Genomic DNA, 26,417 nt, shown 5'->3' on the forward strand with positions numbered 1-26,417 from the left:
CCGAGCTGCCTAGGGTGCCCATATTAGGACTGAGTGTTCGTTAATTGAACACAAAGCGCTCTGGGGGAGACGTCGTCATGCGCGCGGAGGACAATCAGAAGATCACCGAGACCGGGCCCGGCACCCCCGGCGGTGACTGGATGCGCCGGTACTGGCAGCCGGTGGCGCTGTCGGAGGAACTGGAGACGGAGCGTCCCGTCGTGCCGGTCCGGGTGCTGGGCGAGGACCTCGTGCTGTTCCGCAACGACGACGGCACGACGGGCCTCATCGACCGCCGGTGCGCGCATCGCGGTGCCGACCTGTCGCTGGGGCGACTGGAGGACGGCGGCCTTCGCTGCTACTTCCATGGCTGGCTCTTCGACGGGGGCGGTTCCTGCCTGGACACGCCCGCCGAGCCGGAGGACAGCCGGCTCAGGAGCAAGGTGCGGATCCGCTCGTACCCGGTGCGGGAGTGCAACGGGATCGTGTGGGCCTACCTCGGCGATGGGGCGGCGCCGAACCTGCCCTCGCTCGACTGCTTCATCGCGCCGGAGGAGTACACCTTCGCGTTCAAGGGTTACCTCGACTGCAACTGGCTGCAGGCGCTGGAAGTCGGCATCGACCCCGCCCACGCCTCCTATCTGCACCGATTCGAAGAGGACGAGGACGCCGGCGACAGCTACGGCAAGCAGTTCCGGGGCGCCTCGCTCGGTACCGACCTACCGATGACCAAGATCCTCCGTGAGTACGGCCGGCCGGAGATCCTCAACGCGCGTACCGAGTACGGCCAGCGGATCGTGGCGTTGCGCAAGCTCGACAAGGAGGGCCTCGACGGCTCGTCCACCCACGTGCGGATCACGCACCAGGTCTTCCCGCACGGCATCACGATCCCGCTGAGCGCGACGATGGCGATCACCCAGTGGCACGTGCCGATCGACGACGTGTCCTGCTACTGGTACGCGATGTTCACCAGCCTCGACGAGCCGGTGGACAAGGCGACCATGCGGGCCCAGCGCATCGAGGGCATCACCCTGCCCGACTACAAGCCGCTGCGGAACCGGGCGAACAGGTACCGGTTCGACTACGAGGAACAGCGGACGCAGACCTATACCGGTCTCGGTCGGGACATCAACGTCCACGACCAGATGGCCGTCGAGGGGCAGGGCTTCATCTACGACCGCAGCCGGGAGAACCTCAGCCGGTCCGACCGGGCGATCGTGACCTACCGGCGCATGGCCCTGCAGGCGATCGACACCGTCGCCGACGGCGGCAGCCCCGAGACGCTGCTCCTGGACACCGCGGACGTCGAGAGCCGCGGCCCGATCCCGCTCGACGGCATCGGGCCCACGGGGGAGTGGGAGCAGTACTGGGCAGGTTCGATCGCCGACCTGCGCAAGGCGAGCCCGTGGGCGTCCGGCCTGCGGGAGGCGCTCGTGACGGGGCCGGCCGGTGTTCCGGGGTCGGAGGTCGAGCCCGACCGGTCCCAATCGACCGACGCGTACGACCGCTCGGCCGGTTGAGGTGGGATTCATCGAGAAGTTCGACCTGTGGACCGAGGAACAGCAGGAGGCCGCTCGTGCCGTCCTCACCAGGGTCGACGACGAGGGCCTGCGGTCCATCCGTGTGTCGTTCGTGGACCAGCACGGGTTGCTCCACGGCAAGACGATTCCCGCGAGCGGGTTGGCTGCTGTGTTCCGGAGCGGCATCAGCTGCGTGTCGACCCTGCTGTCGAAGGACACGTCCGGCACCACCGTCTTCTCGGCCTTCAACGCCGACGGCGGACTCGGGGTCGCCGAGATGGCCGGTGCCGCTGACGTCGTGATGGTTCCGGACCCGACGACCTTCCATCTCGTCCCGTGGGCGGGCGGGACCGGCCGGGTGCTGTGCGACCTGCGCTTCCAGAACGGTGAGCAGGTGCCCTTCTGCAGCCGAGGGGTGCTGCAGAAGGCCCTCGACCGTGCCGGAGCCGCCGGGTACGGCTACCTGACCGGTCTCGAGATCGAGTTCCACCTCTACCGGCGGGCCGAGTACTCCCCGAACGCCGACGGCATCGGCAGGTGCACGTATCCGACGCCGGTGGAGCCGATCAACCAGGGCAACCAACTGCTCAGCGACGACCGCGGCGACGAGGTCGAGCCGGCCACCCGGCGAATTCGCGAGGTCCTGGACCGGATGGGGATCGAGCTGCGCAGCATCGAGGTGGAGTACGGCGCCAACCAGCTCGAACTCACACTCGACCCGATCGCCGGGCTCGGATCGGCCGACGCCATGGTGCTCCTGCGCAGCACGATCAAGCAGGTGGCGCGGCGGAGCGGCTACCACGCCACCTTCATGTGCCGCCCGCAGCTCACGGACAGCAAGTCGAGTGGCTGGCACCTGCACCAGAGTCTGCTCAGCGCGGGCGCGGACGGCGGCCGCAACATGTTCGTGCCGGGAGACGGCGAGGGGCCGATATCGCCGGTCGGCCGGCACTTCATCGCGGGTCAGCTCGCCCACGCGGGCGCGGCGTGCGTGTTCGCGAACCCGACGATCAACGGCTACAAGCGGTTCCAGCCGTACTCGATGGCCCCCGACCGGATCGCATGGGCGCGTGACAACCGAGGCGCGATGATCCGGCTCGTCGGCTCGGCCGAGGACGGCACCACGCACCTCGAGAACCGGATCGGCGAGTCCGCGGCCAATCCGTACCTGTACATGGCCTCCCAGCTCCATTCCGGTCTGGAGGGCATCGACGCCGCGCTGCCGCTGCCTCCGTCGGCCGACGACCCGTACACCACCGAAGCGGCACGGTTGCCCGCGAACCTGCGGGAGGCCGTCGACTCGCTCGAAGCGGACACGGGCCTGACCAGGGCGATGGGGGACCAGTTCGTCGCGTACTACGCCGCGATCAAGCGAGCCGAGATCGCCCGCTTCGAGCGCACGGTCACCGACTGGGAACAGCGTGAGTACTTCGATCTCTACTGAGGACCGGAGCGGGTGAACATGACGAGCCTGCAACTGCGCGTGACGCGCGTGACCTGGGAAGCCGAGGGAGTGGTCGGGGTCAGGCTGTCCACGCGGGACGGCAGCCCACTACCGCCCTGGGAGCCCGGCGCGCACATCGACGTCCGGCTGCCGTCAGGGCTGCCCCGTCAGTACTCGCTGTGCGGAGACCCGCAGGACCGCAGGCACTACGAGATCGCAGTGCGGCTCGAAGCCGCGGGACGAGGTGGTTCGGCGGAGATCCACGGCACCGCGCTGGTCGGCCGGGAGTTGGTCGTGACCGAGGTGCGCAACCATTTCCCGCTCGATACCGCGGACGAGTACCTACTGATCGCCGGCGGTATCGGGATCACGCCGCTCGTCCCGATGGCGCGGGCGCTCGCCTCACGCGGCGCCGAGTGGGCGGCGGTCTACTGCGGCCGTGGGGAGGAGACGATGGCGTTCCGCCACGAGCTCGTGGCCGTCGGCGGAGATCGGGTCCGGTTCGTCGACACGACGCAGGAATCGCGGCCGGACCTCAAGGCGCTGGTCGGTGCGCTCGGACCCGACGCTGTCGTCTACTGCTGCGGCCCGGTGGGTCTCATCGAGAGCGTCACCGAGATCTGTGACGGCGCGGGCGTGCGCTGCGAGAGCGAGCATTTCGGTGCCGCCACCCCGCGGCCCGATGCCGAGGCCGGCGCGGAGGTCGAGCTCGAACTGCGCCGGTCCGGTACGACCGTGGTGGCAGCCCCGGACACGACGTTGCTGGAGGCGATCCGTGAGGCGGGCGTGGAGATCGAGTCCGACTGTGAGGAGGGCTACTGCGGCACCTGCGAGACCCGCGTCCTCGACGGTGAACCCGACCATCGGGACGTCGTGCTCTCGAAGGCGGAACGAGCGTCCGGGCGGACGTTCATGCCTTGCGTGAGCCGCGCCTGTGGCCGCAAGCTCGTCCTCGATCTCTGACCCTCGGGGACGGATCCCGCACTGACCACTCACGACAGCAGCACGACGTGGTGCCGGAACCTCGATGACTGACGCGAAGGAATGGTCCATGGTCTCTGCCGCATCTTCACCCGCCGTCGTGGCCGACACGGTCTACGTGAACGGTCACGTCGTCACGCTCGATTCCGCCGCACCCATGGCCACCGCGGTCGCGATCAAGGACGGCCGGTTCATGGCAGTCGGCCGCGACACGCTCGCGCGCACTCTCACCGGGCCGGACACGGAGGTCGTCGACCTCGGCGGCGCGACCGTGATACCTGGCCTCAACGACAGCCATTGCCACATCGAGTGCGCAGGTCAGGACGGGCTTGTCGTCGACCTCGCCGCCGTCCGTTCGGTTGCCGAGGCGCTTGCGGCCGTCCGTTCCTTCGCCGATTCCCGGCAGCCGGGCGAGTGGGTGACCGGAAGCGGCTGGCACCCGTTGGCACAACTCGCGGAGTCGCGCTATCTGACTCGTGCCGAGCTGGACAGGGCCGCACCCCACAACCCGGTCTTCCTCCCGACCGTGGGGCACGTCGCCATGGCCAACTCAGCGGCTTTCGAGCAAGCCTGCATCGACGACGACACGCCAAACCCCGAAGCCGGGATCATCGACCGTGACGACGCCGGTCGGCACACGGGCGTGCTCTACGAACGCGCGATCAACCTGATCACGGACAGCATGCCGGGCTGGTCGGTCGAGCAGCTGGAACACCAGTTCGTCACCGGTCTCGCCCACGCGAACAGGTTCGGCATCACGAGCGTTCTGGAGCCGTGGCTCTCCTCGGCGGGCATCCGGGCGGTCCAGCGGCTGATGCTCGCGGGTCGGTTGACCGCACGGATGGGCGTGATGTGGATCCCCGATCCGTTGGTGCCGATCGATGAGTGGGCGAGAACCATCTCCGGGAGCGGGGTGTCGTCCTGGTTCGGTGACGAGTGGATGAAGCTCGTCGGCATCAAACTGGTCGTCGACGGCGGCATGAGCCTGCGCTCCGCGCTGATGCGGGAGGAGTATCCCGGCTGCCCGCACCATCATGGGACGGCCACGTTGTCGCGCGAGCATCTCACCGATCTGGTGGTGACCGCTCAGGAGTACGACTGGCGGCTCGGCGTGCACTGCGTCGGTGACCGCGCCGTCGACTACGTCCTCGACGCCTTCGAGGCCGCGGACCGGGTCCGTTCGCTCGTGGGCAGGAGATACGCGCTGATCCACGGCAGCCTCGCCCGGCGGGACCAGCTCGAGCGCGCCCGGGCCCTCGGCGCGCGCCTGGAGCTGCAGCCGGCGTTCCTGTGGGACAAGGCTGCGACGATCGAGAAGTTCCTCGGGGCCGAGACGACGAGCCGCGCCGTCCCGATGCGCACCGCGATCGACGTCCTGGGCATCGACAACGTCTCGATGGGCACGGACTACCCGACGAACGACCTGAACCCCTTCACGAACCTCTATCTCGCGGTCACCCGCAAGGACATACGCGGCGTGACCTACGGCGCCGACGAGGCGGTGACCCGCGAGGAAGCGTTGCGCGCCTACACCGCTTCGGGGGCGTTCGCCACACGCGACGAGACGCTGAAGGGCACGATCTCGCCCGGCAAGCTCGCCGACCTCGCCGTGCTCTCCGACGACTACCTGTCGGTCGACGTCGAACAGATCAAGGACATCGAGGTGATCCGGACCGTCGTCGGCGGACGGGTCGTCTTCAAGAGATAGCGCTCGTCACGACCCGACGAAGCGAACGGCGACATGAACGCCGACCTCAGTCGGACGATTCGCCGGGCCAGAGCGGGAACGGGACGTCGACACCGAAGTCCTGACCCCAGCGGTTCCGGCTGCTGACCTCCTGCACGGGGCGCCGGTTCGCGGCCACCCCCCAGCGTCCGCGCGGGTAGCCCAGCGCGAGCATCGCGGTCATGCGCCAGCCCGCCTCGGTGGGCACCTCGAGCAGGTCCATCACCCGTTCCGCCTCGTAGCGCAGCACGGTGGTGATGGTGCCGCCGACCCCTTCCGCGCGTGCTGCGAGCAGGGCGCTCCAGATGGCGGGGTAGATGTTCGCGCCACCGTGGTCGTCGATCGCGAACACGAACAGCAGCAGGGGGATCTCGGCGAAGTGGTCGGTGAAGTAGTCCCCGGAGGCCGTGATCCGGCGCATCGTCTCGGCGTGCTCTTCCGGGTCGTGCAGCGGCTGCGCGAGCTCGCCGGCGGCGATGTCGGCGTACTCCCGGGCTCGGGAGCTGCGGTAGATGGCCGCGAGCTCGGCTTTCGTGGCCGGATCGTCGACGGCGAGGAAATGCCACCGCTGGGTGTTGCCACCGTTGGGCGCCCGGATCGCGGCGTCGAGGATCCGGGCCTGGGTCTCCAACGGAATCGGATCGGGATGCAGACGGCGCATCATCCGCGTGGTGTACAGCGCCTCGTGAACATCCATCGCCGACGCTCCTCGCGGCTCGCGGCCGAAGGGGCAACGGCCGATACGGATGCGGACGCAGGCCCGCATGGACCGGACGGACCCGGCTCCCGCGACGATTATCCCGTGGAGCGCCGTGTGCCGATCGTCTTTGCGATCGCCGGCCAGAGCGCGGCGACAACCGTCTCGGAATCTTCTTCGTATTCTCGCCGCGATGGAAGGCGGCGAAAAAAACACATGGAACGAAAGGGGCGTCCGCGATGAAAGTCCAGGGTGGTGATCGCACCACCCGTGCGCCGGTCACGGCGTTCGCCACGTCCTACGATTTCGACATGTCACGGCGGGGGGATTCGACATGACCGGTGGGGCGCGTGCGATCACGATCGAGCGGGATGTGGCCTACGCGACCGTCGATGGGGCGGGGCTGTGTCTCGACATCTACCGATCCGCCGAGCAGGGCGCACCGGTCGTCGTGTACGTGCACGGCGGCGGGTGGACCAGGGGAGACAAGGGCGCTGACGGTGACAAGCGGCTGGCGCCGCTCGCCGCCCACGGCGTGACCGTGGTCTCGATCGACTACAGCCTGGCACCGAAGGCGGTGTTCCCGCAGCAGCTGCACGACCTCAAGGGGGCCGTCCGATGGCTGCGCACCCATGGGGCGCGCCTCGGGCTGGCCACCGAGCGGCTCGGCGTCTGGGGTGCTTCCGCGGGGGCGTATCTGGGGTCGCTGCTGGCTCTGTCGGAAGGTGACAGCGCGCTGGAGGGCGAGGTCGGTGGAAACCTCGAACAGTCCAGCGCGGTGCAGGCCGTGGTGCACTGGTTCGGCCAGGCAGATCTGGAGACGTCGGCGTCGCGCAGCGAGCTGGAGGCGCGGATCCTGCCGTTCCGCTTCGAGGCGGACCTGCTGGGCACGACCGATCCAGCGGAGCTGGCCGAGCGGGCCCGGGGACTCAGCCTGCTCTCACGGGTATCCCCGCAGGCACCGCCGTTCCTGATCGCCCACGGCGACCGCGACAGGATCGTTCCTCCGTCCGAGGGCCTCTCGCTGCACGACGCGCTCAGCCGTGCCGGCGTGCGTTGCCGCTTCGAGCTCCTGGCCGGTGCCGGTCACGAGGACGCGGAGTTCGACAGCCCCGCCACGCTCGCAGCTACGGCCGCGTGGTTGCGAGCGGTGCTGGGCTGACTCGGGACTAACACGAACGTCGATTTCGTTACAGATGGTAACTGTATTGAATCTACCTCGTGTGAGGAGACGGAATGTCCGTCGTTCCCGAAGCCGTGACCGACCCACCGTCGCGTGTCGTGGCCGTCGAGCACTGGTTCGACGTCATCTGCCCCTATTGCTACGTCGCTCAGGACCGCAACCGGATACTCCGTGAGCACGGGATCCACGTGGTCGAGCACTCGCTGCAGATCCATCCCGAGATCGGCCCCGGCGGCACTCCGGCCGGACCGCGCTCGGGCCCGTCCTATGAATTCCTCGCGCGTGAGGCCGAGGCCGCCGGCCTCCCGCTGCGTTGGACGGACCGCATCCCGTACTCACGCCCTGCGCTGGCCGCGTTCGAGTGGCTCCACAAGACCAACCCCGAGGTAGGCGAACGGTTCGCTGCGGCGGTATTCGCCGCGTACTTTGCCGACGGCCTGGACATCGAGTCCCTCGACCTTCTCGTCGGTCTGGCTGAACAGGCCGGAGGCGACGCGAACGCGCTTCGCGCCGCGTTGGCTTCGACGGAGGCGAACGACGCACTGACCCGGTCGGAGGTTCTCGCCCACCAGAACGCCGTCGTCGGCACACCCACCTGGATCGCCGGCGGCCAGCGGATCTCAGGGCTGCGCCCCAGGCAGTGGTTCGACGACTGGGCCGCCACGCTCATCCGCTGAGCCGGATCCAGAAGCGGTTCAGCTACCGGACCTGGCCGATCGACCTGTCTCGTCAGATCCGGCGCGCTCGGGCAAGCCAGGCGGGGAGGTCGACCACGTCGCCGACGGGACGGCCGAGGGCGGCGGCGTGGGTGTCGTGGACGATGACGCCGCGATAGCTGCTGGGGTGCAGGTCTTCCAGGACCCATCCGTCGCCGAACGCCTCCCGGATCACCGTGTGGCTGATCTGAGGCCCGAAGCCCGGACCGGCGTCGGACAACGCGAGGACGTGGACTCGCGCATCCGGGCGGCAGGCGCGATGCAGACTGCGCACGTATCGGGTGCGTTCCTCGGGACCGAAGATGTGGAACAACGCGCTGTCGACGGCCGTGTCGTAGGCCTGATCAGGTACCAGTTGCAGCGCGTCGGCGACCTCGAAGCGGGCGGTGACGCCCCGCTGGGCGGCGTTGGCGCGGGCCTGTTCGATCGCGTGTTCCGAGGAGTCGATCCCGATGACGTCGTAGCCGAGCCGCGTGAGGTGGATGGTGTGCTCGCCGGTACCGCAGCCGGGATCCAGCACCCGTCCGCGGATCCCTCCGCTGCGTTCCAGCGTGACGATCGCCGGTTGCGGCTCGCCGATCACCCACGGCGCGGTGTGGGTCAGGTACGCCTCGTCGAAGGTGCGGCGCGGCGGTGTCGTCCCGCCTGGTGTCGGCGCGTCGGCAACGTTCTGCGGCGTGATGTCTCCGGCGGGTTTGCTGTGGTCATCCTCGGTCAGGCTCATGAGGCGACCGTAGAAGTTGAAGCGCAGTGCAGGTCAAGAACGAAAGAGAAGCGTGAGGCGAACCGCGTGCCGGCGCACAGACAACGTTCTGCCTGACCGGGTGTAGCCGGTAGGTTGCGGGGCGTCCCGTTGCGAGGAGTTCATCTCGTGTGCGCCGAGCCCACCGAGCACGTGATCGGCATTGATCCGCGCCAGATCGCGGAGGTGCTCGTCGCCCTGCCTGGCGGCGCGGCACGGCGGGGATCGGGCTATCGGGTCGGCGCATCCGCAGTGCTGACCGCAGCGCACGTCGTGTCCGGGGCCGAGTCCGTCTGCGTCCGGTTCGATGCCGACCGGCCGGGAGAGTGGTGCACGTGGGCGCAGCGGGTCGTGGTCGACACCCGGTCCGACGTCGCAGCGATCGTCATCGATCCGCCGTCGAGATCCCCGTTCACCGCACCCGGCTTCGGTCACGTCGACGACTCGGCGAGCGAACTCATGGTTCATGCGGTCGGGTTCCCCCGGTTCAAGCTCAAGGCATACGAGCAGCCCGGCGCCCAGGGCGTCTACCGCGACTCGCACCAGGCCACAGGCACGGTGGCGGCACTGTCGAACCGCCGCTCGGGGACCTTCGAGGTGACCGTCCGGCCACCTGAGCGGGATCCGGATCCGACGGTCTCGCCCTGGGAGGGCATGTCCGGGGCGGCGCTGTGGGCCGGTGGCCGGATCATCGGTGTGGTCACCGACCATCATCGGTCCGACGGTCTCGCTCGGCTCGCCGCCACCCGCCTCGACCGCCTGGTCCAGCGGGCGACCGAAGACTCCGACCCGGCTGTGATCGAGCTCGTGGCTGTTCTCGGCCTGCCGTCGGTGGCCCAGGAACTGCCGCGCGTCGACGCCATGCCGGTGCCGGATCACCTCGTGACGTCGTACCACCACCAGGTCGATGACATCGCACCGGAACGGCTGCTGGGACGGGAGGCCGAACTCGGCGAGCTGGTGGCGTTCGCCGCGGGCGACGAGTCCTACGGCTGGTGGCAGGCGGAGGCGTGGGCAGGCAAGACGGCCCTGATGGCGTGGTTCGCTCTGCACCCACCGCCGGACGTCGACGTGGTCGCGTTCTTCGTGGCGTCCGCGCTCGCCGGCCAGTCGGACAGCGAGGCCTTCCTCGAGGCGACATCCGAGCAGCTGACGTTCCTGTCGGGGCAACCGCCGGGCGCCCCGTCGACCACCGCGGCGCGGCGGCGCAACCTGCTCCCGTTGCTGGAAAGCGCAGCGAAGCGCTGCCGTGACATGGGCAGGCGACTCGTGCTCGTCGTCGACGGGCTGGACGAGGACACCAGCGCGGAGACCCTCAAGGCGAGCATCGCCTCCCTGCTGCCTCGCCGTCCGCCCGACGGTGTGCGCGTGGTCGTCACCAGCAGGCCGGACCGGCAGCTCCCGCTGGACGTGCCCGCGGACCACCCGCTGCACCGCTGTCACCGGCGATCGTTGCGAGTGTCGCCCCACGCACACCACGACGAGGTCTTCGCGCGACGCGAGCTCCGTGAACGCCTCCGTGCCGGCGCCCTGCCCGAGGATCTACTGGGCTTGATCACCGCGTCCGGTGGCGGCATCGGTCGCGACGATCTCGCGGAGCTCACCAACGCCTCCCCGTTCGCGATCGACGAGCTCCTGCGTGGAACGTTCGGCCACACCGTCGGGACACGGGTGCAACGGCTCGCCGGGTCAGAAGGAAGCGCAGGCGAGAGGCGGGGCTACCTCCTGGGTCACCGCACGCTGCAAGAGATCGCCGAGCACGAGTTCGGCGCCCGGCTCAGCCGCTACCGGCAACGGGTGCATGCATGGGCCGACGACTACCGCCGCGACAGCTGGCCGAAGGACACCCCGCTGTACCTGCTGCGCGACTACCCGCGAATGCTCGCGATGGTCGGCGACGCCGCACGACTCACCGCGCTTGCCGTCGACGCGGACCGCCACGACCGGATGCTGGACATCACCGGTGGTGACGCGCTTGCGCTCGACGAGATCGCCCTTGCCCAGTCGGTCAACCGGTGCGGGGACAACCCGGACCTCGTCGCCGCTGTGCTCCTCGCCGTGCGCCGGGAGGAGCTGGTCCGCCGTAACACGGAGATCCCGGTGCGGCTGCCGGCGGTGTGGGCCTCGATCGGCCGGTTCACGCGCGCGGAGGCACTGGCGCGCGGCATCCCACGGCCCGGCAAGCGCGCCGCTGCCCTGGCCGGGGCGGCTGTCGCCGCGGCGGCCACCGGTCATGTCGCACAGGCAGAGCAGCTCGTCGCCGGTATCGACGATCCCGAACAGCGGGACTTGGCGCTCGCGGGCGTCGCTGTGGCGACAGCCCCGCACGACGTGGAGCGAGCGGTGCGCATCGCCCGGCGGATCGCGGGGGAGCGTCGCGACGCCGCGCTCGTCCGGATCGCATCCACAGTGGCATTCGCCGACCCGGCGCGGGCAACGGATCTCGTCGCACAGATCGCCGCCTCGCCGCAGGCCGTGAACGCCCGTGTCGCGAGGGCGACTGCGGCTGTCGCCGCCGGAGATGTCTCCCTCGCAGAGTCCACCCTCGACGAGATCCAGCCGGCTTCTCGACGGACCAGGGCGTGGGCTGGGCTCGCTGCCGCACTCGCCGCCGCGGGCCGAATCGACGATGCCGAGCTCATCGCGCGGAACTTGCGCCGCTCCGGGGTGCGGGTGCAGCTCCTCGCCCAGCTCACGCGGGCCGCTGCCGACCTCGGCGACGATGCGGCGCTCCATCGACTCCTCACCGAACTGCGGCAGGCCGCCCGTGGTGCCGCGCATCAGGGCGATGCCATCGAGGTCCTGATCGAGAGCTGTGGTGTCCTGCGACGGTGCGGCCGCGCCGAGGACGCCGAAGCGCTCGACGCCGACGCCGAGTACCTCACTACCCAGCTCACCGACCCTGACCAGCGAGATTGGGCCACGATGTGTCTCGCGGTGGCCCGGGCGGGGGCGGGCGACCACCGGGCAGCGGACGCGGTGATCGAACGGCTCTCCGATCCTGACCGGGTGGCGAAGGCCCTCACCTCGATCGCCGTCATCGCCGCCCGCGACGGTCGGTTGGACCGGGCGGAGGCCACGATCCGCCGGATTCCTGCTGGGCGGCACCGGATGCACGCGCTGGCTGACGTCGCGGCGGCCATCGCGGAGGCCGGCCGGGACGTGCGGGCGTCCGTCCACGCCGCCGAGGTGGAACGCATGGCACGCCGGACGAGCGATCCGCGCCGGCTCGCGGTGCTGGCGGCGCGGGTGGCCGAGGGCCTCACCGCCGTGGGCGACCGTGTAGCCGCACGGCGGCTCGCGGAGCGGATCACCGACCTCACGCAGCGCGGAACGGTACTGACGCGAGTGGCCGAGGCCTGTGCGGCGTCGGGAGACGTCGCGACTGCCGAGGAGATCGCCGGATCCTTGCCCGAACCCGAGCGGCGCAGTTGGGTGCTGGTGAGCGTCTGCACGGCGCACAGCGCGGCCGGGAGGCGACGAGAGGCGATCGACGCGGCCTCGGCCGCGACCGCGGGGCTGGACCGGACCAACGACCGGTACTCCCGCGCGGTCGCGCTCATTCGGCTCTACCGAGCGCTCCGTGCAGTCGGTGCAGATGCAGATGCCGAGCGCTTGATCGCTGCGGCCGGTCTCGTCCTCGACGACATCGCCGACCCGAGCCAGCGGGCGCGAGCGCTGGCCCAGCTGGCGATCGCTGCTGCCGATGCAGGGGATCAGGCTCGGGCCGACGATCTCGACAAACAGTTCGAGGACGCTCTCCCACTCCTCGACGGAGGGCGGCGCGACCGCGTCCTCGCTCGGAGGGCACAGATGCTCGCGGAGGCGGGCCGCGCCGAACAGGCTGCCGAGGTCGCCGTCGTGATCGTTGATCCTGCGCGCCGGGTGCGGGCGCTGGCCGCTGCTGCCGGCGCCACGCGAGATGAGGACCGGGCAGGGGCGTTGCTGAGCCGCGCCGAGGCCGACCTCGAACTCGTCGGCGATCCCGACGAACGGGCGGGGGCGCTGGGGCGGCTCGCAGGCTCGGCCGCCGCCGTCCTGGCGGCGGGCGGCGCATCGGGCCCGGCTGATCAGCGGCACACCTGGCTGCGGAGATTGGTCGCCGAACTGCTCACCTCGGATGCGTGGATCGAGGTCGTGCCCGTGGTCGCGTGGCTCGATCGCGCTGCGTTCGACGCCGTGGTGGCGTGGCTCTCGGCCCGGGTCGGAGTGCTCGAGGACGCCGAGCCGAAACCCGCAACTTAATTCTTTGCAAAGTCGTGAACATCAGTGCGGCACCCTGCGTGTAGGTTGCAGCGGAACCGATCACACCCGAGAGGAGGCGCGCCATGCAGCTCTCCGGCTACCGAGCCAGCGTCCTGATCCACAACACCATGGCGGTGCCTCCGTGGGGCATCGCGGAGACGGAGAACGACGTACTGATGGACGTCGCAGTGTCCAGGCACTGCCGCGGCCGGGCGTCACGACCGCGCATGAGGATGGGTTCCAAGCCGTGACAGGCGGATCGCCATCCTAGATCGGGTCGCGAAGCCCGAGACCGATGGCGAGCCGATCAGTCCGAACGGTAACGAGAATTGACCTTGCGTCGACGACACGGCGTGACCCGGGCACGCCCGTCGTCACGTGTCGGCTGTGTCGGCACCCCTCACCGGGCTGTCGATCGATGTGAGGGAGACGGACGGAATGGCATTGGCGCTGGCCGAAGTTGTCGCGAACCTGCGCGCCGAGCTCACCGAGGCGATGCGCGCGGGGAAGGACGAGGAACTGCGCTTCGAGCTGGGACCGGTGGAATTGGAGCTCACTGTAGGTATCGAGAAGGAGGCCAAGCCCGGCGCGAAGGTCAAGTTCTGGGTTCTGGAGGTGGGCGCGGAGACGACGTTCGGCTCCACCTCGACGCAGCGGATCAAGCTCGTCCTCGACCCGCGCCATGCCGCCGAGCCCGGGCGGCGACCGATGATCTCGGGTACTGAGGTGCCGGGCGAGCGGTAGGGAAAAGGCTCACGGCCCGTGCGTGGGGCTGCCCACGAGGATGCGGAACCGGCTCGGAGAACTCCTCTCGACGAGCCGGCTCCACGAATCTGCCGGAGCAGCAGAGCTAGTCGCCGTCGAACGGCCTGCCCGCCACGTGAATCGCCGCCTCGGCCTCTCGGACGACGGGGTCGGCGTCGGTGCCGAGGTAGCGCCAGTCCTCGCCCTCCTCCAGGACTTTGTCCGCTCCCCGTAGCGTCGTGAAGTCGTTGCCGGGTTCGGCGAGAGCGGGCGGCAGCGTGCCGTCAGCGGCCAACTGCTTGGCCGACCGGATGAGCTGCGAGCGCATCTTGATGATCGCCTTGTCGATCGTTCCGAGGCGCTCCTGGGAGCGGTCGTAGATCGGCCCCATCGACTCGGTGACCATCAGATCCTGGCTGACGAAGTCGCGAATCCCGCTGAACGTCTCGTTGCGTTGGTTCTCACGGTCGATCTTGTAGTCGTTCTCGGCCACGTAGTCGCGCGGGCTGATTCCGCCGCCACTGCGCCGCGCGAAGGGTGTCTCGAACGGGCTGAGGTCGTGCAGCGGTGCGCCGCCGTAGCCCTGTGGATTCGAGGGGATCGACACGTTGAACGTGTAGCGCCAGCAGTTGTGGTCGTCGATCGGTACGACCATCAGGTGCCGCCGATTGAACGGAACGGCCGCGATGATGGTGCTGTACGGCACGATGTACTCGGTGATCCGGACGTTCGTGTGCCCGTTCGGGGTGGTGCGCAGGCCCGCGTAACGGAAGCCGTACCAGGTGTCCTGCACCTCGAGCCGTGGCGCACGATCGTGGATCCAGAACTTCCATGTGCTGGCGTTGGAGGGGTAACCAGGCTTGTCGGTGCCGTCGTCGGGTATGTCGGCCGCCGCGTCGAACATGTGCAGCCAGGAGATGTGGGCGGTGTCGACGTTGCCCTCCATCGTCTGAACCCAGTTGCACGACGAGCGCAGCTTGGCCGCGCGGTGGTACTCGGCGGGGAGCGACTCCGTGCCGAAGTCGCGGAACGGCGTCACCGAGTCGGCAGGGCCCATGTAGGTCCACACCACACCACCCGACTCGTGCACCGGATACGACTTCGCCTTGACCCGCTCCTTGAAGCTGCTCGTCGGCGGTTCCGACGGCATGTCGATGCAGTTGCCGTCCACATCGAACTGCCACCCGTGGTACGGGCACCGCAGGCCGCACGTTTCACCGCCTGGTGTCCGGGGATCGCTGGTGGTGCCCTCGTTACGACCGAAGTACAGGGACGCGCCACGGTGCGGGCAGTTCTCCTGGATCAGACCCACGCGCCCGTTCAGATCGCGGAAGGCCACCAGGTTCTCACACAGCAGCCGTACCCGGACCGGATCGCAGCCGGGCGACGGAAGCTCGCTCGAGAGAAGAGCAGGAGTCCAGTAGCGCCGCAGGAGATCCCCCATCGGCGTGCCGGGCCCGACGCGCGTCAGAATCTCGTTGTCCTGTTGGGACAGCATTGTCCGACCTCCGTATTGCAGCGAATGGCCTCGACCTGAAACTTCCGCGGAACGCCCACGCCGGACCTGTTCGAGTAGTCTCGCCGGCACCGTCCGGAAACGATGGTCGCCGGCTGGTGGCGACGATACCGGACGCATGTGTTCCGACTGAAATTTGGATTGTTTCTACCCGGGCATAAGGATTGTGGATGCTTGTGTCGTCCGGGTTCGGCGGATGGCGTGGTCTCGCCGGTGGTCCAGGTCTGCTGCCGGGAGGGGGAGTGATCGGGCAGGCTCGTCATCAGCAATTATTATGCTCAGGTATAAGAAGTCGTTGTTTCCCGTAGCGGTAATTTTCCGATCAAATCGATGTCGGTGGTCGACCCGCTGACCGTCAAGTTCCAGTTGACCGAGCCGATGGGGGAGTTTCCGACGGTCTTCGCGCCGGCGTTCACGCAGGGGACGCTCGCGATGATCGTCTCGCCGGCGGCGCTGGAGAAGTACGGCCGTGACATCGGCCGGCACCCGGTCGGTGCCGGGCCGTTCACGTTCGTTCAAGGTCGCCAATGGCCAGGTCTCGTTCGCCGAGTTCATACAGGCGCAAATGAAGACGATCGGCATCGACGTGGCCATTCAGATCTACGACCCCGCGCAGTACGCCACCGCGCTCATGCAGAGCGGCGACTTTCAACTGGCGTTCAGCCTGGGACCGGTCGACTCGCTCCACCCGGGTGTTGCTCGTTTGCTGCGCACCGGCGGTACGGCCAACCATGGCAAGTATTCGAACCCCGAAGTCGATCGGTTACTGGACCGGGCGATGCTCACGACCGATCCGGAGGAGCGTGCTGACGCATACAGGCAAGTGGAGTTGATTTCCGGCCGGGACCTCGCCGTCGGCTGGTTCAGCCGCGGCTACGCATCGACGATCACCAGGCCCGAGGTCAACGGAGTGTCCCGTTATCTGAACCTGGCCATCTGGTTCGACCGCATGTGGATCGATCGCCATCAATGAGCGGCTCGCCGCGAGTCGGCGTACACCCGCGGCGAGCCGTATCGATGTCGACCACCTTGCCCGGCCTGCCCGGCCGTCCCGCGTCCTCAGGCCAGGACCTCGCTGCAGATGCCCGCCACGGCATCGCGGTGCTCGTCGAGCCAGGCCAGTCGGCTGTCCTCCATGCGGATCTTGGCGTGGTCGTTCTCCGACAACGACTCGCCCTGGACGACCCTGAGGCGCCGCCCGAGACTGCGCTTGAGCCGTTTGGCCTCCAACAGCAGGGGCAGCGCTGTGACCTCGGCCGCCGTGGGGCGTACCTCGCTGCGGTACGCATCCAGCAGTTCGGCGATCCGGTCGAGGTTGAGGGCCACCTTGTGGTCGGCCTCCCCGAGGCGGGTGTACACCTTGCCGACGTCGTGGACGGCGACGGCCAGGTCGAGCACCCGCACGTCGGGGTGGGCGCTGTCGAAGTCCAGCACCCCTGCGACCTGATCGCCGTCGAAGATCAGGCTGCTGCGCCGGGCGCCACCGTGCACGGTCACCCTGGGCAGGTCCGGAAGCAGGCCGGTCAGCCGCTCGACCACGCGTGCCGCCCGAGCGTGCAGCCCGGGCTCCAGGTCGCCTCCGTCGACCCGCCTGCGGAGCTCGGTGAGCAAGATCGGCTCCTGGGCGGCGGACGGCTGGCCGGCGACCACCCGGTGGTACCACCCCAGCGTCCGGCCCAGAGCACGCAGGTGCGCCGGCGAGTCGTCGTCGAACGGCGTGCCTGCGACGCCGCGGGTCGCGATCCACAACCGACCGGCGATCTCCACGTGGTCGGCGCCGGTGCGCGCGGGAACGACCTCCGGAGCCGGGAACCCCCGGCTGCGGAGTAGACGCATCAGCTCGAGCTGGGCGACCAGCTCCGCCCGCGGCTTGGACCGGTACGAGCGCCTCAGGTAGTGGATGCCGTCGCGGGCGAACAGTCGCAGGTGCTCGTTCTTGCCGCCCGGGACGCGCTCGAGCTCCATCCAGCCCCGCAGCGGCCACATGTCGGCGAGCTCGTCCAGCGGGTGCTCCTGCCCGGTCCGGTCCAGCACGCGGTCGGCGGGGAGCGTCATGCCCCCGCCCGCCCGTCCGCGACCCGCTGGAACTCGTCGCGATAGAGCTGGAACTCCGCGTTCCCGCCGTCCTTCCAGTCGGCCTCCCCGGTCTTGATCTTGCGGTTGAGGCTGTGGAGGATGTAGCGCGCCCAGTGGAAGCGCAGGTTGCGCAGCGGCATGTCGCCGAGGGCACCGCGGTAGGCGTCGAGGAACGCGGCGCACGGCCGGTCGGCGCGCCCGACGTCACCGGTGGCCGAGTGCACGCCGAGGCGCAGCCGGTGCAGGAACTCCGCCACGTCGCGAGCCGGGTCGGCGGGGGCGCTGCGGTCCAGGTCGATGACCGTCACGACGTCCTCGGTGAGGAAGACGTGGATCGGTCGGTACTGCCCGTGACTCTGGGCCAGGACGCCGTCCGTGGTGTCCCGGGTGAGGGCGTCGAGACGTTCGAGCATGCCCAGAGCCGAGTCGACATAGCCGGGATGGTCGACGGCCACCTTGGCCAGACGCTTGGCCAGGCTGGTGAGCTCGCCGGTGACCAGGAGCGACTGCGGGGACCCGACCCGCAGCTCCGAACCGTGCAGTCGCGCCAGCCATGACCCGGCGCGCGCACAGGCCCTCGTCAGGTCCTCGCCGTTGCCACCGAGGAGCTCCGACAGCGGCCGGCCCGGCGCACCCTGGCACAGCAGGACCTTCTCCTCGCCGTACCAGGCAAGGGGCTCGACCGCCTGGTACGCGGAGCCGGCTCCCAACCCGGCGGTGCGCAGGGCCTGCAGCTTCGCGTGGACTGCGGGGCCGTCGTCGAAGGGGAACAGCTTGGCGAAGACCGGCGCGCCCCCGTCGAGCTCGACCTGCACGGTCGCGGCGCCCGTGCCGTCGAGCTGGATCACCTTCGTCGTCCACGTTCCGCCGGTGGCAGGCGCGTTCGCGCCCAGGTGCGGCCGGACGTACCGGTCGAGGAACTCCGGGGTGCAGGCCCGTGCGGCGCGATCGACCTGGCGCTCCTTCACCTGGCGGCTCTGGGTGCGGCTTTCGGTGCGGTTCATGCGTTCTCCGTCAGGGTGAAGGGGTTGTCGGACAGCCAGCGCATCCGTGCGCACTCCCGCTCCAGCACCAGCGCGAACTTCACGGCGTCCTTCGGCTGCTGGGGGATCGTCGCCTGCTTCGCCAGCAGGTTGTCGCACTTCTTCGCGATCTTGATCAGTCGCTGGGCCTGGAATACCTCCGGCATCGCGGCCAGGTCCGCCTCCGCCAGCGGGGCCTGGCTGCGGTAGTGCTGGAGGAAGACCCGGCACATGTCCGGGTCGATGCCGACCCCGGTCCGCCGCACCGGGCCGCCGCGGCAGAACGCCTTGAGCGCGTAGGCCAGGTCCAGTCCCAGGAGGTCCTGCGCGGCCCGGTCGAAGTCGAGCACCCCGGTGAGGCGGCCTTCGCTGAGCAACACCGCGGACCGGCCGTACGACGCGTGGATCACCAGCGACGTCAGTTCCCCCTGGCGTTCCCCGAGCTCGACGTTCAGGTGCTCCATGCGGTCGGCGATGAACCGGGCGTCCTCGCGCAGCATTGCCGCGCCGTCGTGCGGCAGAAGCGGCGCCGCGACCTCGACCGCCGAGCTCAGGTTCTCCTGCCCGAGCCGGCCGAGGGAGGCCAGCGCCGTGGAGTGGCGCTCTGCTGAGCTCGTCAGCTCGGAGACGATGGCGTGGTATCGGCCGAGGCCCTTGGCCACCGCGGCGAGGTGCGCGGGGTCGTCGTAACCGCGGCCGGGCATCAGGTGCATCACCATGTGCAGGACGCCGTCGACCTGCACCAGGATCGCGCCGTCACGGGTGCGGTGCACGGGCGGAGCGGGATAGCTGTGGCCCCGCAGGTGGTCGATGAGCGCGCACTCGAACTCCGCCGCCGCCACGGTCTTCAGGTTGTGCGAGCGGCGCAGGACGACGTCACCTGCGTCGGTGCGGACGAACCAACTGGTGTTCGAGCTGCCCTTGTCGGTGCGGCGCCACTCGTGCCAGCGGCCCAGGTCGTAGGCCTGCTCCAGCACGGCGAACAGGTGACCCTCGTCGACCGCGGCACACGGCAGCCGGCCGCCCTGGCGGTGGACCGGGCTGCGCAGCAGCAGCTGGGGGGTCGGGGCGGCGACCGGATCCGTGGTGCCGGGTACGGCCGCGAGGACGCTCCCGACGGCTCCGGTGGTTCTGGCCTCCGGGTCGTTCGGCGCTGTCCCGAGCGCTGTCATGGTGCGACTCCCATCAGGTGGGTGAGGGCTGGGCTGGTTCGGTCTCGAGCTGACGGGCGGGTCGGTGCTCGTAGCTCGCCTCTTCGTGGTGCAGAGCGGTGGAGGGACCGGTGAGTCCCTGGAGCCGGCACATCTCGGTGTAGAGGCCGCCCGCGGCGATCAGCTGGTGGTGCGTGCCGCGCTCCACCACCCGGCCTGCGTCGAGGACGACGATGTCGTCCGCGGACATCGCAGCCGCCATCCGGTGCGTGATGATCACCGTCGTGCGGCCGGAGCTGACCTGCTGCAGGGCGCGCAACACGGCGTCCTCGGAGCGGGCGTCCAGACCGGTCGTCGGCTCGTCGAGCACGAGCACGCGGCAGTCCTGCAGGACCGCGCGTGCCAGCGCCAGCCGTTGCCGCTGTCCTCCGGACAGGGTCGCGCCGCGCTCGGCCAGAACGGTGTCGTAGCCGTCGGGCAACGCCACGACGAAGTCGTGGGCCTGAGCCACGCGAGCGGCATGCTCGATCTCGGCCGCGGACGCGCCGGGGCGTGCGTACGCGATGTTCTCCCGGACAGAGGCCCGGAACAGCATCGCCTCCTGCGGCACCAGCCCGACATGGGTGTGCAGGCTGTCGCTCGTGAGGTCGCGCAGGTCCGCGTCGTCCAGCAGGACCCGGCCGCTGGTGGGGTCCTGCAGTCGGCACAGCAGGGCGGCGATGGTCGACTTGCCCGCACCTGTGGGTCCGACGACCGCGAGGGTGGTGCCGATAGGCACGGTCAGGTCGACCTCCCGCAGGACGGGGCGGCCAGGGGCGTAGGCGAAACCGACCCCGTCGAGGGCGATGCTGTCGCGCGGCGGTCCCGCCACCCGAGCATCGGGCCGGTCCACTATGGCCGGAGTGCGCTGGAGGGTGTCGGCGATGCGCGCCGCGCGGACGCCGGCGCGGGTCAGCTGGGCCGGCAGCTTCGACAGGGCGCGGGTGGGGCCGAAGAAGTCACGCAGATAGGACGTGAAGATCACCAGATCACCGGGGGTGAGGGCGCCTGCCAGCACACGCTGGGCCCCCAGCCCGACGAGGCCGGCAACGGCCACGGCCACCACCGCGTCGACCGCACCGCCGAAGAAGGTACTGGTGCGAGCGGTGCGCAGCACAGCCGCGACCGAGTCGTCGGAGCGGCCCCGGAAGCGCCGGGCCTCGTGCTCCTCCCGGCCGGTGGCCTTGATCAGTTTGACCGCCACCAGCGACTCCTGCGCCACCGCGGCCAGGTCGCCCTCGACCTCGCGGGCATTCTCTTCCACGGCCCGGATGCGCGCCCGGAAGCTGGCGACGGTCAGCATGAGCAGGGGCAGAACCAGCAGCAGCGCCAGACTGAGCTGCCAGTCCAGGACCAGCAGCACACCCACCATGCTGGCGAGCGTCAGCGCGTTGGTCGAGGCGTCGACGAGCGTGCCGGTGAGCAGCCCGCGGACCTTGTCGACGTCTCCGGTGAGACGCGTGGTCAGCTCACCGGTCGGCGTGCGCTCGTGGTAGCTGAGGGACAGCCGCTGCAGGTGGTCGTACAGGCGTGTGCGGATGGCGGCGGCCACGCGCTCACCGACGACGGTCAGGGCGTAGGAGCGTACGGCTCCGACCAGGGAATCCAGGAGCGCCACTCCGGCCAGCGCCGCGACGATGAGAAGGAGGATGCTCAGCACGTCCGGACGGACCGGGCCGCCGGGCAGCAGTACCTCGTCGAAGAGGTATTTCAGCGGCCACGGCTTGAGCAGACCGACGCCCGTCCCGGCGATGGCGAGCAGCCCGGCCAGCAGGCATCCGGGCCACTGAGGCCGCAGGAACGGCCCGAAGGTCCGCAGGATCGTGCGGGCCGGCATCACCGTCACGGAGGAGGCGCTCGAGTGGTGCGCAGCGGGGGCGGCCTCGGAGTCGGTTCCGCTCACCGGCGCCCGCCGCCCACCGCGGCTTCGACGGCGGCCTCCCAGGCGTCGAGCCACTCGGGCACGAACGACGTGCTCCCCACCGGGCGGACCACGAGGCGGTAGAAGAGGACCTCGGCAAAGGTGCGGGCCACGTACGCGTGGGCGGAGCGGACGGCTCTCGGGTCGCCGCCGGCCGCGGTGTAGCCGCGCAGGAACGCCACCACCCAGGACGCGGCGGCCCCCAGGTGCCCGTGCCGTGAGGCGCCCATGGTCAGCGTCTGCCCGATGAAGTGGCCCAGGTCGCGTGCGGCGGGTGCGTAGGCGGCCCGGTCGAAGTCGATGACCACGATCCGGCGGCGGTCCAGGTGGATGTTCTTCGGCTGGAAGTCCCCGTGAGTCACCACCTGGGGGTCGTCGGTCCGCGCCAGCCCCTCGAGGGTGCCCGCGGTGAGCCGGTCCAGCCGGGCGGCGGATCCCGGCAGCTGACCGGCCAGTGCCGCGGCGTACTCGGTCAGCTTGCGCTGCTCGAAGTCCTCCGCGAGATCCGGCACGTCCGCGCCCCGGACGGTGTGCAGGCGGGCGAGCCAACGCCCGGCCCGCCCGGCGTCCGGCGCTGACGACTCCGGGTCACCGTCCAGCAAGGAGTGCAGCGTCGTCGACGGCGCCTCCTCCTGCGCGAGCAGCTGCCGGGCCGGGTCGAAGCCGAACGGAGCGGGGACCTGCAGTTCGGGGTCGTCGAAGCCGACGTGGCGCAGGCGGGACAGCAACCGCCACGCATTCTCGCCTCCGCCCTTGAGGTAGCCCTTGCCGATCACCGCCAGCGGGGACGAGGGGCCGGACCCGGAGTGCAGGGCGACGGTCCACCGGACCACCGGGCGGCTGCGGGAGGCGTGCACGACCGAGCGCATGAGCACCTCCACCCGGGCTGCGGGCAGGGAGTCCAGCGGGGGAGGGGCGTGCAGCATCGACTCGGCGATCGCGAGCCGCTCGGCCCGCCGGGCATTGCCCCCCGTGTCGGCCACCGCGTCCGTTCCGGCGCTCACCTCGAGGCTCCCGCCGGGACGAGGCCGGTCCGCTCGACGAGTCGTTCGCGCCGGGCCTGCACCGCCTGACCGACTTCGTCGTCGTCGACCTCGCCGACGCCGAGGAGGAGATGGAACGATCGCGTCTCGGCGCGCAGGTGCACGAGCACGCCGTGCCCCGGTTCAGGGCGGGTGGGCTGACACCACCCGGTGTCCTCGTCGGGGGCCAGAGCAACCCAGGCCGTGACGCCGCCGTTGCGCGCACCGCTCCAGGTCCGGCCTCCGCGGCGCTCCAGGTCGGCCGTACCGTGGCGGAGCAGCCGGTAGTAGTCCGGCGACAGGCACGTCTCGACGGTGACTCCGGGTGCGGCTGCGGGCAGGTCGTAGCCCACCAGTAGCGCCGTGCTCCCGCCGTCGATGACGATCCGCTTGCGCAGCCCGTACAGCGGGCTGTCCTCCTGCACGTTCTCCAGCTCCACCAGCACGGTCCCGTCCTCCGGGTGGATGGTGACCTCGTGGCGGTCGTGGACGCCGCCCTCGTCGGCGAGCCCGCCGGGATGGTTGGACGGTTCGTCCATGTAGCGGTTCATCTCCTCCTGGCGATTCCAGTCGTCGGTCGGGTTTCCGACCACGAGAGCGCCGCCGTCCCGGCCGCAGCAGGCCAGGTAGACCAGGCGCCCACCGAACGTCGGGGCGAACACGGCGAACAGGTGCTCGTTCCGCAGCACCAGTTCGTCCGTGCCGTCGTCGTCGATGTCGGTCAGCTCCACCTCGAGCGGGCGGTCGGACCGGGCGAACCACTGGGCCGCGGTCACCAGCACGGTGGCCGCGCGTGCATGGCTGGCCACGGCCTTGGCCCAGGCCGCGGGCGGCCGTCCCGGATGGTCGGTGTCGTGCCACGCCGTCTCGTAACCCGACGCCAGTAGGTGCTTCCAGGCGAGTGCGGTCAGCCGTGGCTCGGCGCCGGAGCTCTCCGCCCGGCTGACGGCCTCTCGTGCCCGGACGAGGTGCTCGCGGTAAGGACGCCAGGCCTCGTCCTGGTCCCAGCCCCGGTAGTCCTCACCCGCGTGCCAGTCCTGCGCGAGCTCCACGAAGGTGCCGCGCTCGACGACGCGGACGCCGGGGATCCGTCGACGTTCTCTGAGCCAGTTCCGCAGTGACACCGGGGCCAGGTTCGGCTGGGCGGCGAGCCAGCGCAGGAAATGCTCGTACCGGCCCAGGGCGCTGGGGTGCCAGGGCCCCACCCCGGCGGCCCTCTCCATGTCGTCCGCATACACCAGCACGGTGTCGTCCCCGGGTGCTGTGGGGAGCTCGGCCGTGCGGCACAGGCTGCGCCAATGGGCGTTGTCCTCCGGGGGGATCCAGTAGCGCAGGCGGGTCGACATCGGCACGACCTGCAGGCCGTGGCCACCGGCGATGCGGTACGGCCGCAGTGCGTCGGCGGGCGGAGGGGTGGCCGGGTCGGCGCTGTCGAAGTCCGCTCGGTCGCTGGTCGCGTAGTCGCCGCCCGTCGGGTACAGCACCCGGTCGTCGAGCAGGACGTACTGATATCCCCCGTTGGGCAGCTCCGGGTCGGTCAGCACGTCGGAGAGGCGCTCGGTGTCCCAGACCCGCTCCGGGACCCAGCAGATCTCCATCTCCTCCGGGCCGCATCCGAGGTGACGCCGGTACAGCCAGAGCAGCTCGCGCAGCTGGCGGCGGTTGAACTCGGGGTCGAAGGCGGTGAGGACGTTCTCGGCGTACGTACCGCCGATGAGCGAGAGCAGCCCGACGTCCCGCAGCCGGCGGACGTCGTCGAGGAACTGGGGGTGGTGCCAGGCGGCCGCCTCGATCAGGGTCCCGGACAGGTGCAGGTTGACGGGGATGCGGTACTTCTCGTGCAGTCGCAGGAGAGAGGAGTAGCCGGTCATGAGGGCCGTCAGGCCCTCCCGGTCCGGATAGCCGTCGGTGACCAGGTACTGGTTGGCGTGGTGGACCAGCGCCAGCGGCAGGGCGGTCGAGCGGGGCCTCGGGATGCTGGGCGACGCCGCGGCTCCGGAACGCTCTGCGCTGCGGCGCGCGCGCACGGCCTGCTGGTACATGGTGAGGTACTCCAGGGCGGGCGCCCGCCAGGAGAAGTCCGCCGCCATCGCCCGCTGCTGCAGGCGCTGCCACTCGGCAGGCCGTCCGTAGACCGCGAGCGCGGTGTCCACCGCGGCCAGCATCGACGCGACACGGCGGTGGGCGAACACGAACCCGAGCCCCGTGGAGGGGTCGGAGGCGTAGTCGCGCACCGTGTCGGCCAGCCCGCCGGTGCGACGGACGACGGGGATCGTGCCGTACCGCAGGGCGATCAGCGGAGTCAGCCCGCAGGGCTCGAAGACGGAGGGGGCCAGGAACAGGTCCGAGCCTGCGTACACCTGCCGGGCGAGCCCCTCCTCCGCGGTCGGGTGATACGCCACGCTGCCGGGGAGCCGGCGCGCGGCCGCCTGCAGCTCGCGCCGGTAGCGGGGTGCCCCCTCACCCATCACGACCACCTGGGCTCCGCGGTCCACGATCTGGTCCAGCGCGGAGGAGAGCAGGCCGACGCCCTTCTGCGGCACCAGGCGGGCAACCATGCCGAGCAGCGGGCGGTCCGGCGCGATCTCGAGGTCGCTGATCTTCTGCAGGACCTCTTTGTTCATCTGCTTGCCGACCACGAAGGAACCGTCGTAGCGGGCGTGGATCCAGGGGTCGTGCTCGGGTGTGAACTCCGCGTAGTCGACGCCGTTGAGGATTCCCCGGACGGCCTTGCCACGGGAACGCAGGAGCCCGTCGACCCCGGCTCCCTGCGCCGGGGTGAGGATCTCCTGCATGTAGCGGGGGCTGACGGTGTTGACCCGGTCTGCGAAGGCGATGCCCCGCTGGAGCAGGGACCCGGCCGGGGGAAGGCCGATCAGCTGGTCGGTGGCCACGCCGACCTGCCCCTGGTAGGCGATGTTGTGAATGGTGAAGACCACTCCGGTGCGATCGAGGGCGCGCCGGTGGGGACCCTGGCGAGCCTCCTGGGCGACCAGGCCGCAGTGCCAGTCGTTGCAGTGGATGACGTCGGGACGCCACGAGTCCTGCGCCGCCAGGGCCGTGACCGCCTTGGAGAAGAGCACGAACGGCAGCACGTCGTCGTCCTGGTACCCGTACGGAGTCGCCCGGTCGAACCACTCCCGGACGCTGAGCGTGAACACCTCGACGCCGTCGAGCCCGATCAGGCGCTTGACCACGATCTGCTCGGCGACCTGGCCGAACGGGACCTCGAACGTCGTCACCGGGGTCCCCTCGAGCCCGCCGTATCCGGGGATCACCAGGCGGACGTCCAGGCCAGACTCCGCCAGCGCTTTGGGCAGTGCGCCGCTGACGTCGGCCAGCCCACCGACCTTCACGAATGGGTACGCCTCAGCGCTGGCGAACAGCACCCGCTGCGGTTCGGGCGGCGCTGGGTTTTCTTCCACTGCACGTCTCCTCACTCCGGGTACAGCTGCGCCCCACGTCAGTGGATCCGCGTCTGCCCACGTCGATGCATGGCTGTGGCTCGCCGGTCCATCAGGGCGGAGCGGGTGCTCACCCCCGCGACGGCACGGGGGCACCCAACCCAGGGAAGACGGCGGTTGAACGTCAGAGAAAGCGATACGGAACGATGGGTTGCGAAATTACTGATCCAGCTGGCCCAGCTCCAGCGTTGGATGAACGAATCCCTCGGTAGGGGACGACGGTCCCCTG

At 70.0% G+C, this 26,417-nt stretch carries 20 protein-coding genes; 10 read left to right on the forward strand and 10 right to left on the reverse strand.

What is annotated here, in order from left to right:
- Window positions 1–77: 77 nt before the first annotated feature.
- From ABD743_RS39330 to ABD743_RS39345, 4 genes are all read left to right on the forward strand, one after another.
- Complete coding sequence (locus ABD743_RS39330; protein WP_344728969.1) at window positions 78–1,499, forward strand: Rieske 2Fe-2S domain-containing protein; 1,422 nt, start codon at window positions 78–80, stop codon at window positions 1,497–1,499.
- A gap of 1 nt (window position 1,500) precedes the next feature.
- Window positions 1,501–2,943: a glutamine synthetase family protein gene (locus tag ABD743_RS39335; protein ID WP_344728971.1), complete on the forward strand. Its 1,443-nt coding sequence runs from the start codon at window positions 1,501–1,503 to the stop codon at window positions 2,941–2,943.
- An 18-nt stretch (window positions 2,944–2,961) separates the two neighbouring features.
- A complete protein-coding gene (locus ABD743_RS39340; RefSeq protein ID WP_344729337.1) occupies window positions 2,962–3,906 on the forward strand; it encodes a PDR/VanB family oxidoreductase in 945 nt (314 codons plus the stop codon).
- 88 nt (window positions 3,907–3,994) lie between these two features.
- The gene (locus tag ABD743_RS39345; protein WP_344728973.1) at window positions 3,995–5,632 is read left to right on the forward strand and encodes an amidohydrolase; all 1,638 of its coding nucleotides are present in this window, start codon (window positions 3,995–3,997) and stop codon (window positions 5,630–5,632) included.
- A gap of 46 nt (window positions 5,633–5,678) precedes the next feature.
- On the opposite strand, the gene ABD743_RS39350 is transcribed toward ABD743_RS39345, so the two are convergent.
- Window positions 5,679–6,347, reverse strand: a complete 669-nt coding sequence (locus tag ABD743_RS39350) for a nitroreductase family protein (protein ID WP_344728975.1) — start codon at window positions 6,345–6,347, stop codon at window positions 5,679–5,681.
- A gap of 334 nt (window positions 6,348–6,681) precedes the next feature.
- On the opposite strand from ABD743_RS39350, the gene ABD743_RS39355 reads away from it, so the two are divergent.
- Entirely contained in the window at window positions 6,682–7,509 is an 828-nt protein-coding gene (locus tag ABD743_RS39355) for an alpha/beta hydrolase fold domain-containing protein (RefSeq protein WP_344728977.1), read from the forward strand.
- Window positions 7,510–7,583: 74 nt separating this feature from the next.
- Window positions 7,584–8,207, forward strand: coding sequence for a DsbA family oxidoreductase (locus ABD743_RS39360; protein ID WP_344728979.1), 624 nt, complete (start codon window positions 7,584–7,586; stop codon window positions 8,205–8,207).
- A 52-nt stretch (window positions 8,208–8,259) separates the two neighbouring features.
- Here the strand turns inward: ABD743_RS39360 and ABD743_RS39365 are convergent, their stop codons facing one another.
- On the reverse strand, window positions 8,260–8,970 hold the full coding sequence (locus tag ABD743_RS39365; protein ID WP_344728981.1) for a class I SAM-dependent methyltransferase: 711 nt from the start codon (window positions 8,968–8,970) through the stop codon (window positions 8,260–8,262).
- Window positions 8,971–9,117: 147 nt separating this feature from the next.
- Here ABD743_RS39365 and ABD743_RS39370 point away from each other — a divergent pair, with 147 nt between their 5' ends.
- The 3 genes from ABD743_RS39370 to ABD743_RS39380 all read left to right on the forward strand — a co-directional run bounded on the left by ABD743_RS39370 (window position 9,118) and on the right by ABD743_RS39380 (window position 13,977).
- Window positions 9,118–13,233 carry a trypsin-like peptidase domain-containing protein gene (locus ABD743_RS39370; protein ID WP_344728983.1) on the forward strand — a complete coding sequence of 1,372 codons (4,116 nt, stop codon included), beginning with the start codon at window positions 9,118–9,120 and terminating at the stop codon, window positions 13,231–13,233.
- An 83-nt stretch (window positions 13,234–13,316) separates the two neighbouring features.
- The gene (locus ABD743_RS39375) at window positions 13,317–13,484 is read left to right on the forward strand and encodes a hypothetical protein (RefSeq protein WP_344728985.1); all 168 of its coding nucleotides are present in this window, start codon (window positions 13,317–13,319) and stop codon (window positions 13,482–13,484) included.
- 136 nt (window positions 13,485–13,620) lie between these two features.
- Window positions 13,621–13,977, forward strand: coding sequence for a trypco2 family protein (locus ABD743_RS39380; RefSeq protein ID WP_344728987.1), 357 nt, complete (start codon window positions 13,621–13,623; stop codon window positions 13,975–13,977).
- Window positions 13,978–14,083: 106 nt separating this feature from the next.
- Here the strand turns inward: ABD743_RS39380 and ABD743_RS39385 are convergent, their stop codons facing one another.
- Both ABD743_RS39385 and ABD743_RS39390 read right to left on the reverse strand, forming a co-directional pair.
- Window positions 14,084–15,475, reverse strand: a complete 1,392-nt coding sequence (locus ABD743_RS39385) for a Rieske 2Fe-2S domain-containing protein (protein ID WP_344728989.1) — start codon at window positions 15,473–15,475, stop codon at window positions 14,084–14,086.
- A 296-nt stretch (window positions 15,476–15,771) separates the two neighbouring features.
- Window positions 15,772–15,969, reverse strand: a complete 198-nt coding sequence (locus ABD743_RS39390; RefSeq protein WP_344728991.1) for a hypothetical protein — start codon at window positions 15,967–15,969, stop codon at window positions 15,772–15,774.
- On the opposite strand from ABD743_RS39390, the gene ABD743_RS39395 reads away from it, so the two are divergent.
- Window positions 15,963–16,466 carry a periplasmic substrate-binding domain-containing protein gene (locus tag ABD743_RS39395; protein WP_344728993.1) on the forward strand — a complete coding sequence of 168 codons (504 nt, stop codon included), beginning with the start codon at window positions 15,963–15,965 and terminating at the stop codon, window positions 16,464–16,466. The genes ABD743_RS39390 and ABD743_RS39395 overlap by 7 nt on opposite strands.
- A gap of 86 nt (window positions 16,467–16,552) precedes the next feature.
- On the opposite strand, the gene ABD743_RS39400 is transcribed toward ABD743_RS39395, so the two are convergent.
- From ABD743_RS39400 to ABD743_RS39425, 6 genes are read right to left on the reverse strand one after another with little or no spacing between them, the layout of a single operon-like run.
- A complete protein-coding gene (locus ABD743_RS39400) occupies window positions 16,553–17,548 on the reverse strand; it encodes a phosphotransferase enzyme family protein (RefSeq protein WP_344728995.1) in 996 nt (331 codons plus the stop codon).
- A complete protein-coding gene (locus ABD743_RS39405; protein ID WP_344728997.1) occupies window positions 17,545–18,573 on the reverse strand; it encodes a phosphotransferase family protein in 1,029 nt (342 codons plus the stop codon). Before ABD743_RS39405 ends, ABD743_RS39400 begins: the two co-directional genes overlap by 4 nt.
- Window positions 18,570–19,763, reverse strand: coding sequence for a phosphotransferase (locus tag ABD743_RS39410; RefSeq protein ID WP_344728999.1), 1,194 nt, complete (start codon window positions 19,761–19,763; stop codon window positions 18,570–18,572). Before ABD743_RS39410 ends, ABD743_RS39405 begins: the two co-directional genes overlap by 4 nt.
- A 13-nt stretch (window positions 19,764–19,776) precedes the next feature.
- Window positions 19,777–21,684: an ABC transporter ATP-binding protein gene (locus ABD743_RS39415; protein ID WP_344729001.1), complete on the reverse strand. Its 1,908-nt coding sequence runs from the start codon at window positions 21,682–21,684 to the stop codon at window positions 19,777–19,779.
- The gene (locus ABD743_RS39420) at window positions 21,681–22,706 is read right to left on the reverse strand and encodes a phosphotransferase family protein (protein ID WP_344729003.1); all 1,026 of its coding nucleotides are present in this window, start codon (window positions 22,704–22,706) and stop codon (window positions 21,681–21,683) included. Before ABD743_RS39420 ends, ABD743_RS39415 begins: the two co-directional genes overlap by 4 nt.
- Window positions 22,703–26,149 (reverse strand): glycogen/starch synthase, encoded by a 3,447-nt coding sequence (locus ABD743_RS39425; RefSeq protein WP_344729005.1) that lies wholly within the window; start codon window positions 26,147–26,149, stop codon window positions 22,703–22,705. The genes ABD743_RS39420 and ABD743_RS39425 overlap by 4 nt, the downstream gene beginning before the upstream one ends.
- Window positions 26,150–26,417 lie beyond the last annotated feature (268 nt).

Source organism: Pseudonocardia yunnanensis (assembly GCF_039534065.1).
In the GTDB taxonomy this organism is placed as follows: Bacteria; Actinomycetota; Actinomycetes; order Mycobacteriales; family Pseudonocardiaceae; genus Pseudonocardia; species Pseudonocardia yunnanensis.